This is a genomic window from Clostridium sulfidigenes (assembly GCF_000732635.1).
Classification (GTDB): Bacteria; Bacillota; Clostridia; order Clostridiales; family Clostridiaceae; genus Clostridium_J; species Clostridium_J sulfidigenes.
Map to the genome: position 1 here is coordinate 1 of NZ_JPMD01000020.1, position 18,707 is coordinate 18,707.

Consider the following 18,707-nt stretch of genomic DNA (forward strand, 5'->3'; position numbering starts at 1 on the left):
AATATATATATTAAATTAATATATACTTCTAATATATAAATAAAACATCGAACAAATTTTACATTTGTTCGATGTTTTTATTATAGAAATTAGTTATCTTTTTATGTTAAAGAAAGATTTTAATCCTCTAAATTCAGCCATGTCACCAAGTTCTTCTTCGATTCTTAATAACTGGTTGTATTTAGCAACTCTCTCACTTCTTGCAGGAGCTCCAGTTTTAATTTGACCTGCATTTGTAGCTACTACTAAGTCAGCTATTGTAGTATCTTCTGTTTCTCCAGATCTGTGAGAAACTACTGCAGTATAACCAGCTCTTGCAGCCATTTCTATAGCATTTAAAGTTTCAGTTAAAGTTCCTATTTGGTTTAATTTTATAAGAATTGAGTTTGCAGTTTCTCTTTCAATTCCCATTCCAAGTCTAGAAGTATTAGTTACAAATAAGTCATCTCCAACTAATTGAATTTTTTTACCTATTTTATCAGTTAAGTACTTCCATCCTTCCCAATCTTCTTCAGCCATACCATCTTCAATAGATATTATTGGATATTTTTCACATAATTCTACATAGTAATCTGCCATCTCATGAGGAGTTAACATTCTTCCTTCTCCAGCAAGATTATATTTTCCATCTTCAAAGAATTCAGAAGATGCTGGGTCAAGTGCTATGAAAGCATCTTTTCCTGGAACATATCCAGCTTTTTCTATTGCTTCGATTATAACTTTTATTGCTTCTTCATTTGATGATAAATCTGGAGCAAATCCACCTTCATCACCTACACCTGTTCCAAGTCCTTTAGCTTTTAAGATTCCTTTTAATGCATGATAAACTTCTGCTCCCATTCTTAAAGCTTCGCTAAAAGATGTAGCTCCTGCTGGCATAACCATAAACTCTTGTAAGTCCACATTATTATCAGCATGTTTTCCACCATTTAAGATATTCATCATAGGTACTGGTAAAACTTTAGCATTAACTCCACCAATATATTGGTATAAACCAAGTCCTAAGTAATTAGCTGCAGCTTTTGCACAAGCAAGGGACACTCCTAAAGTAGCATTAGCACCTAATTTTTCTTTATTATGAGTTCCATCTAATTCTATCATAGTCTTATCTATAGCAACTTGATCGAATATATTCATTCCTATTAATTCTTCTGCTATTATGTTGTTTACATTATCAACAGCTTTTAATACACCTTTTCCATTGTATAGAGATTTATCTCCATCTCTTAATTCAACAGCTTCAAATTGACCTGTTGATGCTCCTGAAGGTACTGCCGCTACCCCTACTGTACCATCTTCTAGAACAACTTCAACCTCTACTGTTGGGAACGCTCTTGAATCTAATATTTGTCTTGCATAGACATCAATAATTTCAACATATTGTTTCATTTTTTTTCCTCCTTCATATTATGTTTATAATAAATTTAGCATGGCTAAATATTTTAACTTAACAACTTAAATTAATGATTTTCCACTCATTTCACTTGGAATATCTAATTCCATCTTTGTTAAGATAGTTGGAGCAATATCTGCAAGTATTCCTCCACCTCTAAGTGTTCCTACTTCTTTACTTACGTATGTAAATGGAACCAGATTAGTAGTATGTGCAGTCATTGGTTTGCCTGTAGAGTAATCAATCATAGACTCCGCATTACCATGGTCTGCTGTGATAAACACTGTACCATTATGGTCTAGTACTTTATTTACAACCTTGCCTAAGCAATAATCTACAACTTCAATAGCCTTTACTGCTGCTTCAATAACCCCAGTGTGTCCAACCATGTCTGGGTTAGCATAATTTAATATAATTAAATCATATTCATCTTTTTCAATACTTTTTAATACTGCATCAGTAACTTCATAGGCACTCATTTCTGGTTTTAAGTCATAGGTTGCTACTTTAGGTGATGGAATCAATACCCTATCTTCACCCTTATTAGGTTCCTCTACTCCACCATTAAAGAAGAAAGTTACATGAGCATATTTTTCTGTTTCTGCAATTCTAAGCTGCTTTAGTCCTTTGCTACTAACATATTCACCTAATGTATTCTCATAACTCTCAGGTTTATAAGCTATTTGTACATCCTCAATAGTTTTATCATATTGAGTCATACATACATAGGTTACATCTAAACTTTCTCTTTCAAAACCTTTAAAATCCTTATCTTTTAAAGCTCTAGTGATCTCTCTTGCCCTATCTGGTCTAAAGTTAAAAAATATTATGGAATCTTTATTTTTTATAGTAGCTACCGGTTTACCATCCTTCACAATTACACTCGGAATTACAAACTCATCTGTTTTATTATCATGATAAGCATCGTCTACAACTGCAAATGGGGAAGTACTAGTATTTCCTTCACCTTTTACCATTGCATTATAGGCCAATTGTACTCTTTCCCATCTATTATCTCTATCCATAGCATAATATCTACCAGAAATAGTTGCAATTTCTCCTATTCCCTCACTATCCATATGGTTTTGTAACTCTTCTATAAATATTTTTGAAGATGTTGGTGATACATCTCTTCCATCTAAAAAGCAATGAACAAAAACTTTTTTTACAGCCCTTCTCTTACAAAGAGTTATAAGAGCTTTTACATGATTTATATGAGAATGAACTCCTCCATCTGATAATAATCCTATTAAGTGAACAGCTGAATTATTTTTTAACGCCTCATCAATGGCAATATTAAAAGCTTTATTTTCAAAGAAATCGCCATCTTTAATTGATTTTGTTATTCTAGTCAATTCTTGATATATTATTCTTCCCGCACCTATATTTAAGTGTCCTACTTCTGAGTTACCCATCTGCCCCTCAGGAAGCCCTACATCTAGACCAGAAGCCGATAATGTGGTGTGAGGATATTTAGCCTTTAATCCATCGTAGTTAGGCTTATTGGCCTCTCTAACTGCATTTCCATCCACATTGTCGCTTATTCCAAAACCATCTAATATCATTAGCATTACTGGTTTTTTATTCATAATATTTGACCATCCTTTTATTAGTAATTTACAATAGCTGCAAAATCTGAAGCTTTAAGACTAGCTCCACCTATTAATCCTCCATCTATATGTTCCTTTGACATTTGCTCTTTTATAGTTGATGGCTTAACTGATCCGCCATATTGAATTCTAACTTTATCTGCAACTTCTTCTCCGTATAACTTGCATATAACTCCTCTAATAAATCCTATTGTATTATTAGCATCATCAGCAGTTGCAGTTTTTCCTGTCCCTATTGCCCAAATAGGTTCATAGGCTATAACCATATTTTCAACTTGCTCTTTTTTTATTCCTATTAAATCTTGCTTTATTTGAGCACCTAATACTTCTTCAGTTATTCCTAATTCTCTTTGCTGTAAACTTTCACCTATACATAATATAGGTGTAATCTTGTGATGAAAAGCAGTCCTTAATTTTTTATTAATAGCTTCATCAGTTTCATTAAAATACTGTCTTCTTTCACTATGTCCAATTATAACAAATTTTACTCCTAGTTCTTTAAGCATTAATGGAGAAACTTCTCCTGTAAAAGCACCTGATTCTTCAAAATGCATGTTTTGAGCCCCAACCATAATATTGCTTCCCTTACATTCTTCAACTATTGCTGGTAAACTTAAAAAAGTGGGACAAACTACTACATCACAGCTAGCATCATTTACTAAAGGCTTTAATTCCTTAACTAAATTTACTGCTTCTTCTATTGTATTATTCATCTTCCAGTTTCCTGCTATTATTGCTTTTCTCATGATTAATCCTCCTATTAATAACTTTGCAACACATCTTTAATAATGCTAAGATATTCAAGTTTTTTCCTTAAGAGACATATTACATTTTTTTCTCTAAATCAAATATAATATATTACTCTCGAAAAGGAAAGTAAATAAACAAGATTTTATCTTGTTTATTACTTTCTTTATAGATTTTACATTTATTTATCATTTAAAGCAACAATTCCTGGAAGTTCTTTTCCTTCTAAAAATTCTAAAGAAGCTCCACCACCTGTTGAAATATGTGTCATTTTATCTCCTAGACCAAATATATTAACAGCCGCAGCACTATCTCCTCCACCAATTATTGTAATTCCATCACAATTAGCCATAGCTTCTCCTACTGCTATTGTTCCCTTATTAAAGTTTTCAAATTCAAAAACTCCCATTGGACCATTCCAAATAATAGTTTTAGATTTTGCTATCACTTCTGCATATAATTCTCTTGTTTTTGGTCCTATATCTAAAGCCATATATCCATCTTGAATATTTTCATCTTCTGTTATTACTGGATTTGCATTTTTATCGAATTCTGTAGCTACTACGTGGTCTATCGGTAAATATAATTTTACTCCTTTTTCTTTAGCCTTATCCATCATCTCTAGTGCATAATCAATTTTATCTTCTTCTACCCTTGATATACCCATTTTATAATCTTTAGCTTTTAGGAAAGTATATGCCATAGCTCCTCCTATAAGAAGATTGTCTACTTTCTCTAAAAGATTATTTATTACATTAATTTTATCTGATACTTTAGAACCTCCTAAAATAGCAGTAAATGGTTTCTCAGCATTTTCTATAGCTTCTCCTAAAAACTTAAGCTCTTTCTGAATTAAATATCCGCAAACTGACTCTTCTACAAACTCAGTTACTCCTACTGTAGAACAATGAGCTCTATGTGCTGTTCCAAAAGCATCATTTACGAATAGATCACAAAGAGAAGCTAATTCCTTAGAATAATTTTCTTCATTTTTAGTTTCTTCTTTTCTAAATCTAGTATTTTGTAATAGTACTATATCTCCATCATTCATATCTGAAATAGCTGACTTTGCTTTATCTCCCACTACATTATCATCCGCTGCAAAAATTATCTTCTTATTTAATAGTTCACTTAATCTTGCTGCTACTGGTGATAGCGAAAGCTCTGGTTTCGGCTCCCCCTTTGGTTTTCCTAAATGTGAACATAATATAACCTTTGCATTATTGTTAACTAAGTACTCTATAGTAGGTATTGCTCCTAGAAGTCTATTTTCATCAGTAATTTTACCCTCTACTATAGGTACATTAAAATCACACCTTACTAAAACCTTTTTACCTTTCACATTGATGTCTTCTAATGATTTCTTGTTAAATGACATATTAAAATCTCCTTTTTTAAACTTATTGTAATAAAAATCTAGTTCAATCATAAATCATAGAACTAGATTTTTATTACATACCTATTTTAACACATTTTGAAGATTATAATCTATCTGCAACATATTTTGTTAAATCTGCTAGCCTATTTGAGTAACCCCACTCATTATCATACCAAGCTACTACTTTAACTAAATTATCTCCCATAACCATAGTTGATAATGCATCTACAATTGAAGATCTCTCATCACCTCTAAAGTCCATTGAAATTAATGGTTCCTCAGAGAATCCTAAAATCCCATTAAGTTTTCCTTCTGCCGCTTCTCTTAAAGCTCCATTAACCTCCTCTACGCTCACTGACTTACCAAGTTCACATACTAAATCAGTCATTGAAACTGTTGGTGTTGGAACCCTTACTGCCATACCATTTAATTTTCCTTTAAGCTGTGGTAAAACTAATGCAACCGCTTTTGCCGCTCCTGTAGTTGTTGGAATCATTGATTCTCCTGCAGCTCTAGCTCTTCTTAAATCTTTATGTGGAGCATCCAATATTTTTTGATCATTAGTATATGAGTGTATTGTAGTCATAAGCCCTTGTACTATACCAAACTTTTCATCTAAAACTTTTGCAAAAGGAGCTAAACAGTTAGTTGTACATGAAGCATTTGAAATAATATTATGATTTTTAGCATCATATTTATCTTCATTTACTCCTAGTACAATTGTTATATCTTCATTTTTTGCTGGTGCGGAAATTAACACTTTTTTAGCTCCAGCTTCTATATGAGTCTTTGCTTTTGTAGCATCTGTAAATAATCCTGTAGATTCTATTACAATATCTGCACCTTGAAGTCCCCATGGTATATTTTTAGGATCTCTTTCTGCAAATATTCTTATTTCCTTTTCATTAACTATAATTGAATTCTCAGTAGCTTCAACTGTTCCATTGAATTTTCCATAAAGGGTATCATACTTCAAAAGATGTGCTAGTGTCTCAGGATCTGTTAAATCATTAATTGCTACAACTTCTATGTCATTTCCATATTTATCTACCAAAACCTTAAATACATTTCTTCCAATTCTACCGAATCCATTAATTCCAACTTTAACCATTATAAAATACCTCCAACATTTAATTTAATAATTTTTATATTTAAACTTAATTGATATAAACAGATTTTTAGGAGATTTAATCCTAAAAATCCTTATCTAGAGATACATTTCCTTATATACATATTGATTCTAAAGCATAGAAGCTGAATAATCATAATATATTAATTTTAAAAACATATAAGTACTTTAATAAGTAACTCTAGGATAAAATCATTAAGTATTAACAACCAACTTTATTTAAAAATAGTTTTAAAATTTCTTTTGCCGTAGCTTCATCAGTAACTAATGTTGAATTTAATTTATCCATTTGTATAGCCATGATAGCTTCTGCCTTTTCAACGCCTGCTGCTACAGCTATTACATTAGGGATATTTTCAATTCTATCTTTAGTTATTCCAATTGAAGGCATGGAATATACAACCTCACCTTTGCTATTAAAATAATGTCCATAAGCTTCTCCTATAGCTCCTAATTCTAATATTCTTTCCTTTACGTCCTTACCTAAACTTCTCTTATCACACATATCTTTAGCCAGCCCTATACCATGGATAAGAATATTTGATTTTTCTATATGTTCAAAAGTTTCCTTAATATCTGATTCCTTAATCAACGCTTTAAAAGAATCACTACTTATGTTATCTGGAATATGTAATAATTCATAAGTAGCATCTAACTTATTTGCTAAAATCTCTACTAAGGTATTAGATTGTATTTCTGTTTCCTTTCCCATACCACCTCTTCCAGGTAAAACCTTTATATTTTTATATTTAGTCATTGGAAGGAAATTGTAAACTAACTCCTTAATTGTGCGTCCTCCTGTAAGGGATATTGTAATATCATCTTTAATAATACTTTTTAAATAATTAGCCGCCACCCTACCAAGTTCAGTATATAATGAATTATCTTCTGTTACATTTCCGTTAATAACTATTACTTCTCTAACTTTAAGAATTTTCTTCAATTCCTCTTCTAAGTGATTTAAACCACTTAATTCCTTCATAAAAGCCTTAAGTCCAATAAAAACTTCATCACCTTCTTCAGTAATGTACATACCAGAGGACTTAATATCAATTAATCCTTGAGTTTTCAATAGATTTGTTTCGCTTCTTACAACCCTTTCACTTAAATTTACTATGGTTGACAGCAACCTTCTGCCTATGGGTTCTCTATACTTTATATTTTTTAATATGGTATATCGCATATCTAAAACTTCTAGCAATTCCGGCACTACTTTCTGTTGTAATTTCAATAACTTCTCCATCTTTCACCTCATTGACAAAACATGTCCCTATGGACACAATTTGTCCCATAAACATTTTAAATCCCTGTTTATATTATATGACAATATTCATTGTTTGTGAAGTACTTATGTTAATTTTAGTTTTATATAAGTTATATTTCTACATTCATCTACAATTTATACAAAAAATTAATTCCATATAAATCATAATAATAAATTAATGTTTCATATGGAATATCAAAATCTATATTAATCTTTTTCGTTGAGATGAGGATTTTATTCCTAACTCCTCTCGATATTTGGCTATAGTACGTCTAGATATATCTATGCCTTTTTCATTAACAATTTTACATATAACTGAGTCAGATAGTGGTTTTGACTTGTCTTCAGATTCTATTATATTCTTTATCATATCTTTTACACTAACAGATGATATATCTTGACTTAAAATGTTTACACTATTAGTAAACAAATCCTTTATTCTCTTAATTTCCCCTGTATGAAGAGCTACATATTTATCTCTAATAGCTCTACCAACTGTAGATTCATGCATGTTTAAACTATTAGCTATATATTTAATAGTCATAGGTTTTATATAATTATTACCCTTATCTAGATACTCCTCTTGATTTTTAACTATTTCCTCCATGACTTTACACAAAGTATTTTTTCTATTTTGTATACTTTTAATCAAAAACATCGCACTACTTATTTTGTCTTTTACATAATCTATAGCTTCCGAATCATTACTGCTTTTAATTACATCTTTATATGTATTATTAATTATTAATTTAGGTAATAAATTATCATTCATTAAAACTACATAATCACCACTTATTTTTTTTATATAAACATCTGGAATCAAATATCCAATCTCTTCACCAGTAAAAAATCCCCTGGTAGGTTTAGGTTCCAATTTTTTTATTATATCTTCACATTCTTGAACTATTTTAGCCGCAACTCCAATTTTTTTCCCTATTAATTGATATTTTCCTTTTGATAACTCATATAAATAATTATTTATTATTTCCTCGACATAATTATTCATTATATTTTTCCTATGTAGTTGAAGTATTAAACATTCACTCAGTGACCTAGCACATATTCCAGGCGGTTCAAGTCCCTGAACTATATCTACACATCTCATAGCAGAATCTTTTGAAATACTGAGTTCTTCCATTAAATTATCTATAATCTTTTCATCTAAATATCCTCTATGATCAATATTATCTACAATATATCTACAAATACACTCATCTTGTCTATCTAAATTACTATGCATAACTTGTTCTCTTAAATAATCCTTAATAGTAGATTTGCTACTTATAAAATTGAAAGGTGATACCAAATCATCTTCTTCATGTTTGTAGTATGATCTATCATTATAATTATCCATGGCCATGTCTCTAATTAATTCTCTATACTCTCTCAACTCATTATCAACTATTTCTTCTTTAGCTGTTTCTAAATTATTTTCTACTTCCAAAACTACATTTTCTTGTAATTCCTTATCAATATGTTGTAAAAGTTCATAGGATGACATTTGTAATAACTTTATTGATTGTTGCATCTCCATTGTCATAATCAATTTTTGATCCTGTGATAGCCTTAAATCAAAGCCTAAATTCATAAATATCCCTCCTACTCATCTTACCTAATCATACCATAAAACATATGATATTTCTAACTAAATAGAGCCAAATCCATATTTCCCCGACAATAATTTATAAAAAGAGAGTTAGCCTATAACAAACTAACTCTCTAAACTATATTACAATTTAAATTAATTTAAATATTATCTACCATTCTTTTCATATGCCTCTCCTGAAGCAGCTGGAGCATTTGTTTTTCCTACAAAGCCAGCAAGTGCTAACATAGTTAATAGATATGGTATAATTGTAAATACTTCAGATGGTAGTGACCATCCAAGCCCTTGGGCAAATATCTGGAATGATTCACCAAAAGCAAATAACAGACATGCTCCAAAGGAACCAATAGGTGTCCAGTTACCAAAGATTACAGCTGCTAAAGCAATGAATCCTCTACCCGCTATCATTCCTTCTCTATATATCGGTGTAATACCAATTGATAAAGCAGCTCCACCAAGACCAGCTAACATTCCTGATAATATTACGCAAATGTATCTTACTAAGTATACATTTATTCCTAGTGTATCTGCAGCTTTTGGATGTTCTCCTACAGATCTAATTCTAAGTCCAATAGAAGTTTTATAAAGTACAAAATGAGCTACAAATACCAATACTATTGCCATTATTACAAACCAATTTAATCCAGATAAAATATCACCAATAATAGGTATATTCACAATGAATTTTGGTAAGTTGTAAGGAAGAAGGGTTACCAAGTCTGTTTGACCTCCCTTTCCATTGAATAATATATATATCAAGAAACTAGCTAGAGCTGTAGCAAACAAGTTAATAGCTGTACCAGAAATAACCTGGTCTGATTTTAAGTGGATACTAAGAACTGCATGAATTAATGCAAGTAATCCACCCGCTACTAAAGCAAACACTATTCCTACTACAGGACTACCTGTTATATATGTTCCATATACAGCAAAAAATGCTCCTATGGTCATCATACCTTCAAGACCTATATTTACTACTCCTGAACGCTCAGAAAACACTCCTCCTAAGGATGTGAAGATAAGAGGTGTAGCTATTCTTAAAGTAGCTGTTATTAATGAAATGATACTAACAACAATTATATTATCCATTCATTATCTCCCCTTTCTTTTTCTTATTTCCAAAGTAAGTCACAATGTAATCTGTTGCTACAAATATAATAATTACTGATTGAATTAAAAATACTATTTCTTTTGGTATTCCACTAATTTGAAGAGCTCTTGAACTACTATTTAAAGCCCCGAACAATATGGCTGATAAAATACATGCTACTGGATTTTTCTTAGCTAACAATGCTACTGCTATACCATCAAACCCATAGCTAGGAACTACCATAAAATCTTGAATTAAATGTTTCACACCAGCTACATGTGTAGCTCCGCCAAGTCCAGCTATAGCTCCTGATAAAACCATAGCTAAAACTGCATTCTTAGCAACATTTACTCCACCATATTCTGCACCATGAGGATTTATACCAACGGCTCTTATTTCATATCCAATGGTAGTTTTCCATAATATAAATGCCATAATAATAGCTGTTATAATACCTATAAATAAACTTATATTAGCTGAGCTTCCTTGAACAAACCTTGCAAGTTTTGCACTTTCTTGTATCATTGGAGTTGCAGCTTTTCCTGGAACTCCGAAGGCCGTTCTAAGTATAATATAGTTGGCTAAAGCGATAGAAATATAGTTCATCATAATTGTATTTATAACTTCACTAGTTCCAAATTTTGCTTTAAGAAACCCTGGTATTCCTCCCCAAATTCCTCCAGCAACTATACCACTTACAATTATTAATGGAATGTGTACTATAGGACTTAATCCTGGTATGGTTCCTACTATAGCAGCTGCTACCATACCTAGTACAAATTGACCACCTACACCAATATTAAATAGTCCACATCTAAAAGCTACAGCATTAGCTACACCAGTAAAAATTAAAGGTGTCACTTCCGCTAGTGTAGCCATGGTATTTCTTTGTGTTCCAAAACTACCAGTCCATATAGTTGAAACTAAATCAGTCAAAGCTGTAAAATACTGAGTTATTGAATACCCTTTTGCCCACATAACAAAAAATACTGATATAAATAAAGAAAGTATAACTGCTACTACAGGAAAGAGTATAGCCTTTATTGTATCCTTAACTTTACTACTCATTTTATTTCTCTTCCCCTTTCTTATCTAAGCTTCCACCAGCCATTAATATACCCAGTTTTTGCTCATCTGCATCTTTTCTGTCTAAAATATCTACTATTTCACCATCATACATAACAGCAATTCTGTCTGAAAGAGCTAAAATTTCATCTAATTCTAAAGATACTAAAAGTACCGCTTTTCCTTTATCTCTCTCATCTACAAGTCTACTATGAATATATTCAATAGCACCTACATCTATACCTCTTGTAGGCTGAGCTGCAATTAATAATGTTGGGTCTTTAGAAATTTCTCTAGCTGCAATTAACTTTTGTTGATTACCTCCAGATAAAGCAGAAGCATTTACTTCATTACTCGGTGTTCTTACATCAAATTCTTCTATAAGTGTATCACAATGTTTTTTGATAGCTTTATAGTCCATCATAATGCCTTTATTAAATTCTTTGTTTTTATGAATTCCAAGAATAGAGTTTTCAAATAATGAATATTTTAGTATAAGTCCTCTTTTATGTCTATCTTCAGGAATATGTCCAATACCCGAGTCAATAATTTCTCTAGGAGATTTTCCATATAAATCTTTTCCATTTAATAATATTTTTCCGTTATGACCTTTTCTAAGACCTGTAAGTACTTCTAGTAGTTCTGTTTGTCCATTCCCATCTACTCCTGCAACCCCTAAAATTTCGCCTCCGTTAACAGTAAAGGAAACATTTTTCACAGCCGGAATCCCTCTTTGATCATTTGCAGATAGATTTTCAACCTTAAGAACTTCTCCTGTTAATTCAGATTCTCTTTTTTCTACCACTAAATTTACCTTTCTTCCAACCATCAACTCAGCTAATTCATCAATACTAGTATCAACAGTATTAACGATACCAGTAACCTTACCTCTTCTAATTATAGTAACCCTATCACTCATACTCATAACTTCTTTCAATTTATGAGTTATAAGAATAACAGACTTTCCTTCTTTTTTCAAATTATCTAATATTTTGCCTAACTCCTCTATTTCTTGTGGAGTTAAAACCGCTGTTGGTTCATCAAGAATTAATATCTTTGCCCCTCTATAAAGAGCCTTAAGAATTTCCACCTTTTGCTGTTGCCCTACAGATATATCTTCAATCACAGCATTTGGATCTATGGAAAATCCATATTTATCTGACAATTCTTTCACATCATTATAGGCTTTTTTTCTGTCTAGGCATACCCCTTTATTGGGTTCACATCCAAGTACAATATTTTCAGCTACTGTAAAGTTGTGAACTAACATAAAGTGTTGGTGAACCATTCCTATTCCAAGCTTTATCGCTTCACTAGGGTTGTTAATTTTAACTAAATTTCCATTAACATAAATATCACCTTTTTCTTGCTGATACAAGCCATAAAGTATATTCATTAAGGTAGTTTTTCCTGCACCATTTTCACCCAACAATACGTGTGTTTCTCCTTGCAATAAATCAAAGTCCACACTGTCGTTTGCGATGGTACCAGGGAAAACTTTAGTTATACCTTTCATTTCAATTACTTTTTCCATTTCCCTTCCTCCTTATAATATTACCTACGTTTACATACTACATTAAAATGCTCAATATTAGTTAAAATACCTATATGTACTTTATAGAATCCATCTCCCATTATACCATAAAAATATTTTATTGAATATTTTTTTTTTCATACAACTTCATTCTAATAAAAACATATTAACAAAACTAATAAAAAAAAGCTAGATGTAAAATCTAGCTTTTTTCTTACGATCTTCTTGCTTATTTATAATCAATAGCTTCTTGTCTTGTAGCAGGTACTTTAATTTTACCTTCTTTAATTTTAGCTTCAAACTCTTCTGCTTTCTTAATTACATCAGCAGCAGTATTGTCTTTAGTTGTTGCAGCCATACCTACTCCACCTTCAGCAATACCTAGCTCAACATGACCTGCTTTGAATGTTCCATCTATAACTGCTTTTGTTGCATCGTAAGTGGCATTATCAACTCTCTTCATCATAGAAGAAAGAATAACATCTTTAAATTTTGGAAGAGAAACCGCTTGGTCCATATCAACACCAATAGCCCAAACTTCTTTTCCTTCTTTCTTTAATTCTTGTGCTCTTTGGAATAAACCAATACCACATCCACCAGCTGCATGATAAATTACGTCACATCCAGCTCCATATAATGATGTAGCAAGCTCCTTACCTTTATTTGTATCAGCAAAAGAATCTGCATATTTAACAGTTGTTCCTGGATTTTTACCATCTGCACTTAAAAGACCTTCAGCAGCCTTTGGGTTAACAGCTTTAACACCAGCAGCAAATCCAGCTTCAAATTTATTAATTGTATCGAAGTCTTTTCCACCTATAAATCCAATTTTGTTAGTTTTAGTAGTTAATCCAGCTATAACTCCCATTAAAAAAGAACCTTCTTCTTCTTTGAAAGTTACTGACATTACGTTATTAGCTTCAACTACAGAGTCTATAATACAAAGTTTTGAGTCTGGGTTGATTTTAGCTATATTTTTAACTGCATCTGCTAATTGGAAACCAATAGCAAGAGTTAAATCAGAACCACCATCTATTAAAGCTTGTAGGTTTGGTTCATAGTCTTCTTTCTTTTGAGCTTCAACTGAAGTGTATTTAACTCCAAACTCTTTTACTGCTTTTTTAACTCCTTCATCAGCTGATTGGTTAAATGATTTGTCATTTAATCCACCTTCATCTGTTGAAAGACCTACTGATACTTCTGATTTAGGAGTATCTTTGCCTTCACTTGCTGTGCCTTTGTCATCGTTTCCGTTACCAGCGCAACCTACAAGTAGGGATGCAGTCATAGCAACCGTTGCCATAAGAGCAACTATTTTTTTCATTTTCATCTTAAACCCTCCTGAAATAAATAAGTAATATAAATATATAAAAATTTTTATTATAGTATGTATTATAACCTAATAAAAAATTTTTATCATGTAAATAAATATATTCAGTATTATTTAATTTCATATATTTATATGCTGAATATACCATAATTATCCGTAAAAATCAAATAAAATTGACTGTAAGACTACAGTCAATTTTATTTTTATTATTTATATTTTAAGATACAAACTCTGCATTCTTTAATACCTCTTGAGCTTTCTCACCGTCTTCATCAGCTACAAGTACTATTGGCCCAGTACAACCCATTCCACTCTCTGAGTATATACCCTCTTTCCAAAGTGCTTTGCATGCATTTTCAAGCTCTAGTATATCTATACCTGCTATAGAGAAAGTTACTACCTTTTTAGGTGGCATTTTTACTTCTTCCTCTTCTTGAGGTTTGTTAGCTTTTTTTGTAGTCTTATCTATAAATTCTTTTAATCCAGCTACATTAGCTGACTTAAACTCATCCCTAGCTATATCCAAAACCTTATTTTCTGCACAGGTTGCACAGAATCTTAAAGCTTCTGCAATAAGAGGAGCTCCTGATGCTCTTGAAACTATATTAACCAATTTATCATAGTTTTCTCCAATTCCAGGACCATACCCAGCTCCTACAGTTTCATAATTTCCACCTGTAGTAAATGAAGAAAATATTTTAACTAATAGGTTTCCTGTTAATGAATCACAAACCATAACATCTGGAGTCCCTGCCAAAAGGTCATTTCCTCTCATTACAGCTCCGCCATCAGCTCTTAATGATTCAGTAAAGGATATGTCATATCCACCTTCTTGAGTTTCTCTTAGAATTCTCTCTACTTGTCTAGCGCCATCAAGATTTAGTATTCCAACTTTTGGATTTTTAATGCCACTAGCTTTAGCTACAGATATCCCAGATATAGCATTTTTAACCATACCCTCAACCCTATTTGTAGAAGTAGTTCCTGTAGTTGTAGCTATTATCATTTCTTTTCCTTTTCCAGGAGTCATAACTTTACCCACTGTAGAAACTCCTATTGGAAAATCAAAGTGTTGTGTAACACAACCATCTAATTCTCCACATTCCAACATAGATGTCATTTTTTTATGACCTTCCTCAGCTGATTCTACTTCTATTACTTGAAAATCAGCATCTACTTTAGGTCCAATTAAAACTATATCAAAATCGCCGTATTTTAGTTTTGCAAGTTCAGCAGCTTTAACCATCTCTTCGACTCCATGTTCAGAACCTAGTATAGTTAAACCTATTCTAACTTTTTTCTTGAATTGTCCGCTTTTTATTCCTGTTGCTATATCATTAAATACTTCAGCAATCATTGCTTTAGTAGCATTTTGACTCATTTCTACACCCCGTTTCTTTAATAACCTCTTATATTTAAAGAGATAAATTAGTAATTGTTAAGATTCAGTAGGAGCAATTCTCCTTCTGAGTTTTAAGGCTCTATTTATCAGAGTTCATTAAAAAGCTTGCAAAGTCCTTCATAGCATCTGCTACCATTGATTTAACTTCTTCTTTACTTACCCCTGACTCATTGTCTAGTTTTCCAGTATTCTTTTCAACTAGTATAGAAACTCCATCAAATAAGTTAGTCATTCTTCCTAAGAATAAACTTCCTTTTCCTACGATCATAAAGTTATTTAAAATGCCATCTTTAATGTGATCTATTCCATGTCCCACTATTGGCACTCCAGATGGGATATGTCCTTGAGTTGGAGCGTAACCTTGATATCCATGTTCTTTTATAAAGCCTGGTAATTCTTTTCTATCTAATTGACCCTTCTTAACAGCTAAAGCACCAATCATTTTATAGTTTTGAGTTGGAACATCTCCAGCTCCTGCAGGTTCAGTTATATCTGGAGTTTGCATTTCTGGTGCATACTTATCTACATCTGTCACTTTTAATCCAGCTGCTGTTAATGGATCAAGTACTAATGCTTCAAGCACAGCTTGTGGAGAAGCACCATGACCAATTGTATGTCTTCCAATTATGTCAGTTCTTAAAATTGGACTTACTCCATCATTTTCTGAAACAAGAATAGCAAATCCTCCTAAACAGTCTTCAAGTACTGGTAATTCTTTTTTTATGTGATCCTTACCATTCATTCCAAGCTTAGCAGTAGCTCCACCTGCAATAACTAATACATTTTTGAATATTCCACTCTTAACAAGTGATGCTGCATTTATTAATGCATGAGTAGGTCCTGCACAGAATCCTCTCATATCTGAACCAGTAGCTCCAGAAAGACCTACAACCTCACCTATTGATTTGGCAACGTTTCCGCCACCTCTTTGGTTCATATCTCCTATTGCTTCTTCTGAACATTCTATTATATAACCTATTTCTTCTACAGGAATATCTAAATTGTCAACTAGATGCATCCCAGCAAGTACTCCTGATGATTTAACTGCTAAATTTTCAAGCATATAGTGTGCTGAAAGGTTTGGATCAAACTCATGTGCTCTTCTTACACAACCAACAAGTTTCCCATCTACATATAATCCTTCTGCTCCAGCATTATTAACTAACTCTTCAATTTTAGCCATTTCATCCCCAATAATTTTTCCTGCTTTTTCTTTTAGTAATGGATGTTTAGCTAATTTTTCTTTTATAGATTCAACAAAAGATTCTTCTAATAAAACTAAGTCAAATACATCAGATATCTTCATTAATCCATAGAATTCATCTTGTGGCATTATTTCGCCGTATTTACCAAATCTATTAGCATTTTCTACATTCTTTCCAACCCATGGTCTTGGCATTTCGCCTAACTCTTCTGGTGTAATGTTTCCTATATAAGTTTGATTTGGTGCATAAGCTACAACATCCTCAAAACTTCTTAAATTACTTTTTATAGCCTTTAAATATTCTGAATCTGGATTTGTTTGTTTTTCTAATGTTTGTGTAGTTCCATTATGTATTACCATATCTGGAGTATTCACTAAAATATAAGATGCTTTCTTTATAACTGGAAAATTCATTTTTAATTCAACCTCCCTTAATAATGTGCCTTTATAATAATTTATTTTGTAATTTGCACAATCTATAATAAATAGGTAAAAACTATTCATTGTACATTGTGCAAACTAGACATCTTCTTATTAATATATTTAGTAATTAGGGGTAATCCCCTAATTACTAAATCATTAATTTTAATTATTCAAATATTTTTTGTCCATCAACTTCTGTTTCAAGAGCTTTTAAAGCCTTTTCAACTAGTTTTCTTCTTAATGTATATTCATCCTCTTTTGTTAAGTTTGGATTTCCAAGTGGATGAGGAATAGCTACTGTAGGAATTATTCTGTTAGCTCCAACAGTTAAAGATACTGGAGTAATAGTACACATGTGAACTACTGGAAGTCCAGCTCTTTCTATTTCTTTAACAAGCGTTGCACCGCAACGTGTACAAGTTCCTCACGTAGAAGTTAATACAACTGCATCTACGCCGTCAGCTATTAATTCTTTAGCTGCAAACTCACCATATTTTTTAGAAGATGCAACAGCTGTACCATTTCCAACTGTAGAATAGAAGTATCTGTGTAATGCTCCTATTTTCCCTTCTTTTTCAAGATCTCTTAGAACATCTACTGGGATAACTCTATCTGGATCTTCATTAGCATACACTGGATCATGACCACCGTGTGCTGTTTCAAAAGTTTCTCCAGTTAAATCATTAATTCCTTCTATATCATATTTACCAATTTTAGAAGCTGAAGATGACTCTATGTGATCTGGGTTTCCTTTTGGAACTATACCACCAGATGTAACTATAGCAATTTTAGCTTTAGTTATATCTTTTATTGCTGGCATTGGATCAACTCTATCAAAGTCAGGCATTTTAAATTCTGTAACGAATTCTTCACCTTTCAATTTTTTAACAAGCATATCAACTGCTCTCTTAGATCCTCTTTCAGTTGCAAAATAGTTCTTTCTTATGCCTCTTTCAATGTAATTCTCTTCTACTGGAGAACCTATTTCTTCTCCCTTAGCTAATTTAATAGCTAATTTAGCCATTTTAGGTAATGCATCTCTCATACCTACAGCACTATTTCTTGTAGAGATAAGGTATAAATCTTTTTTATACATGTCTGCACCTGGATTTTCAATGTACATTCCAGATAATACAGGTATATTCAACTCTTCTTTAACTGCCTTACATACATCTCCACATGCAACACCATATCTTCCAGCGTTAAATGCAGGTCCAGCTATAAATAAATCTGGATTATATTTTTTTACCATTTCGATAATTTCAGCTTGTGCTTCTTTTGTATTCTCAGCATAATAAGAATCTCCACAAATAACTGTAGCAACTATCTCAACGTCTTCTTTCTTTAATAACCCATTTAATCCAAGTCCAGGTCCTACAAACCCTTCACGAACCTCAGGTTTAATATCAGCTTTTTCTTCTCCGCCTATTCCTGCGTAGAATTGGTTTATATAATGAACAACTTTTAACATAGGTTTTCCCCCTTTCATGGGACTTGCCCTCTAGAAATTCTATTTCTTAGGTCAATTAATT

The 18,707-nt window shown here is 32.0% G+C and carries 14 protein-coding genes; all 14 read right to left on the bottom strand.

The window, feature by feature from the left end:
- Positions 1-93: 93 nt before the first annotated feature.
- The gene (gene eno, locus IO99_RS08390) at positions 94-1,389 is read right to left on the bottom strand and encodes a phosphopyruvate hydratase (protein WP_035132373.1); all 1,296 of its coding nucleotides are present in this window, start codon (positions 1,387-1,389) and stop codon (positions 94-96) included.
- Positions 1,390-1,455: 66 nt separating this feature from the next.
- Entirely contained in the window at positions 1,456-2,982 is a 1,527-nt protein-coding gene (gpmI, locus tag IO99_RS08395) for a 2,3-bisphosphoglycerate-independent phosphoglycerate mutase (protein WP_035132375.1), read from the bottom strand.
- Between the two features lie 20 nt (positions 2,983-3,002).
- Positions 3,003-3,749 carry a triose-phosphate isomerase gene (gene tpiA / locus IO99_RS08400; RefSeq protein WP_035132377.1) on the bottom strand — a complete coding sequence of 249 codons (747 nt, stop codon included), beginning with the start codon at positions 3,747-3,749 and terminating at the stop codon, positions 3,003-3,005.
- A 182-nt stretch (positions 3,750-3,931) separates the two neighbouring features.
- On the bottom strand, positions 3,932-5,128 hold the full coding sequence (locus IO99_RS08405; RefSeq protein WP_035132379.1) for a phosphoglycerate kinase: 1,197 nt from the start codon (positions 5,126-5,128) through the stop codon (positions 3,932-3,934).
- Positions 5,129-5,231: 103 nt separating this feature from the next.
- On the bottom strand, positions 5,232-6,239 hold the full coding sequence (gap, locus tag IO99_RS08410) for a type I glyceraldehyde-3-phosphate dehydrogenase (protein WP_035132381.1): 1,008 nt from the start codon (positions 6,237-6,239) through the stop codon (positions 5,232-5,234).
- A gap of 220 nt (positions 6,240-6,459) precedes the next feature.
- Positions 6,460-7,500 carry a sugar-binding transcriptional regulator gene (locus tag IO99_RS08415; protein ID WP_035132383.1) on the bottom strand — a complete coding sequence of 347 codons (1,041 nt, stop codon included), beginning with the start codon at positions 7,498-7,500 and terminating at the stop codon, positions 6,460-6,462.
- Between the two features lie 223 nt (positions 7,501-7,723).
- Entirely contained in the window at positions 7,724-9,109 is a 1,386-nt protein-coding gene (gene rpoN, locus IO99_RS08420) for an RNA polymerase factor sigma-54 (RefSeq protein WP_035132385.1), read from the bottom strand.
- Between the two features lie 165 nt (positions 9,110-9,274).
- Complete coding sequence (locus IO99_RS08425) at positions 9,275-10,216, bottom strand: ABC transporter permease (RefSeq protein WP_035132387.1); 942 nt, start codon at positions 10,214-10,216, stop codon at positions 9,275-9,277.
- Entirely contained in the window at positions 10,209-11,285 is a 1,077-nt protein-coding gene (locus IO99_RS08430) for an ABC transporter permease (protein ID WP_035132389.1), read from the bottom strand. The genes IO99_RS08425 and IO99_RS08430 overlap by 8 nt, the downstream gene beginning before the upstream one ends.
- 1 nt (position 11,286) lies before the next feature.
- A complete protein-coding gene (locus IO99_RS08435) occupies positions 11,287-12,816 on the bottom strand; it encodes an ABC transporter ATP-binding protein (protein ID WP_035132391.1) in 1,530 nt (509 codons plus the stop codon).
- A gap of 229 nt (positions 12,817-13,045) precedes the next feature.
- Positions 13,046-14,146 (bottom strand): BMP family lipoprotein, encoded by a 1,101-nt coding sequence (locus tag IO99_RS08440; RefSeq protein WP_035132393.1) that lies wholly within the window; start codon positions 14,144-14,146, stop codon positions 13,046-13,048.
- A 217-nt stretch (positions 14,147-14,363) separates the two neighbouring features.
- Positions 14,364-15,527 (bottom strand): glycine/sarcosine/betaine reductase complex component C subunit alpha, encoded by a 1,164-nt coding sequence (grdD, locus tag IO99_RS08445; protein WP_035132395.1) that lies wholly within the window; start codon positions 15,525-15,527, stop codon positions 14,364-14,366.
- A gap of 100 nt (positions 15,528-15,627) precedes the next feature.
- Entirely contained in the window at positions 15,628-17,166 is a 1,539-nt protein-coding gene (grdC, locus tag IO99_RS08450; protein ID WP_035132397.1) for a glycine/sarcosine/betaine reductase complex component C subunit beta, read from the bottom strand.
- Between the two features lie 175 nt (positions 17,167-17,341).
- Positions 17,342-18,646, bottom strand: coding sequence for a glycine reductase complex selenoprotein B (gene grdB / locus IO99_RS08460; RefSeq protein ID WP_084178129.1), 1,305 nt, complete (start codon positions 18,644-18,646; stop codon positions 17,342-17,344).
- Positions 18,647-18,707: the final 61 nt, after the last annotated feature.

What these genes read in the sequence shown, in the direction of transcription:
- IO99_RS08440 (WP_035132393.1), bottom strand. Translation starts at nt 14,146, where the DNA reads ATGAAAATGAAAAAAATAGTTGCTCTTATGGCAACGGTTGCTATGACT.
- gap (WP_035132381.1), bottom strand. Translation starts at nt 6,239, where the DNA reads ATGGTTAAAGTTGGAATTAATGGATTCGGTAGAATTGGAAGAAATGTA.
- IO99_RS08405 (WP_035132379.1), bottom strand. Translation starts at nt 5,128, where the DNA reads ATGTCATTTAACAAGAAATCATTAGAAGACATCAATGTGAAAGGTAAA.
- grdC (WP_035132397.1), bottom strand. Translation starts at nt 17,166, where the DNA reads ATGAATTTTCCAGTTATAAAGAAAGCATCTTATATTTTAGTGAATACT.
- gpmI (WP_035132375.1), bottom strand. Translation starts at nt 2,982, where the DNA reads ATGAATAAAAAACCAGTAATGCTAATGATATTAGATGGTTTTGGAATA.
- eno (WP_035132373.1), bottom strand. Translation starts at nt 1,389, where the DNA reads ATGAAACAATATGTTGAAATTATTGATGTCTATGCAAGACAAATATTA.
- IO99_RS08435 (WP_035132391.1), bottom strand. Translation starts at nt 12,816, where the DNA reads ATGGAAAAAGTAATTGAAATGAAAGGTATAACTAAAGTTTTCCCTGGT.
- IO99_RS08415 (WP_035132383.1), bottom strand. Translation starts at nt 7,500, where the DNA reads ATGGAGAAGTTATTGAAATTACAACAGAAAGTAGTGCCGGAATTGCTA.
- IO99_RS08430 (WP_035132389.1), bottom strand. Translation starts at nt 11,285, where the DNA reads ATGAGTAGTAAAGTTAAGGATACAATAAAGGCTATACTCTTTCCTGTA.
- IO99_RS08425 (WP_035132387.1), bottom strand. Translation starts at nt 10,216, where the DNA reads ATGGATAATATAATTGTTGTTAGTATCATTTCATTAATAACAGCTACT.
- rpoN (WP_035132385.1), bottom strand. Translation starts at nt 9,109, where the DNA reads ATGAATTTAGGCTTTGATTTAAGGCTATCACAGGATCAAAAATTGATT.
- tpiA (WP_035132377.1), bottom strand. Translation starts at nt 3,749, where the DNA reads ATGAGAAAAGCAATAATAGCAGGAAACTGGAAGATGAATAATACAATA.
- grdD (WP_035132395.1), bottom strand. Translation starts at nt 15,527, where the DNA reads ATGAGTCAAAATGCTACTAAAGCAATGATTGCTGAAGTATTTAATGAT.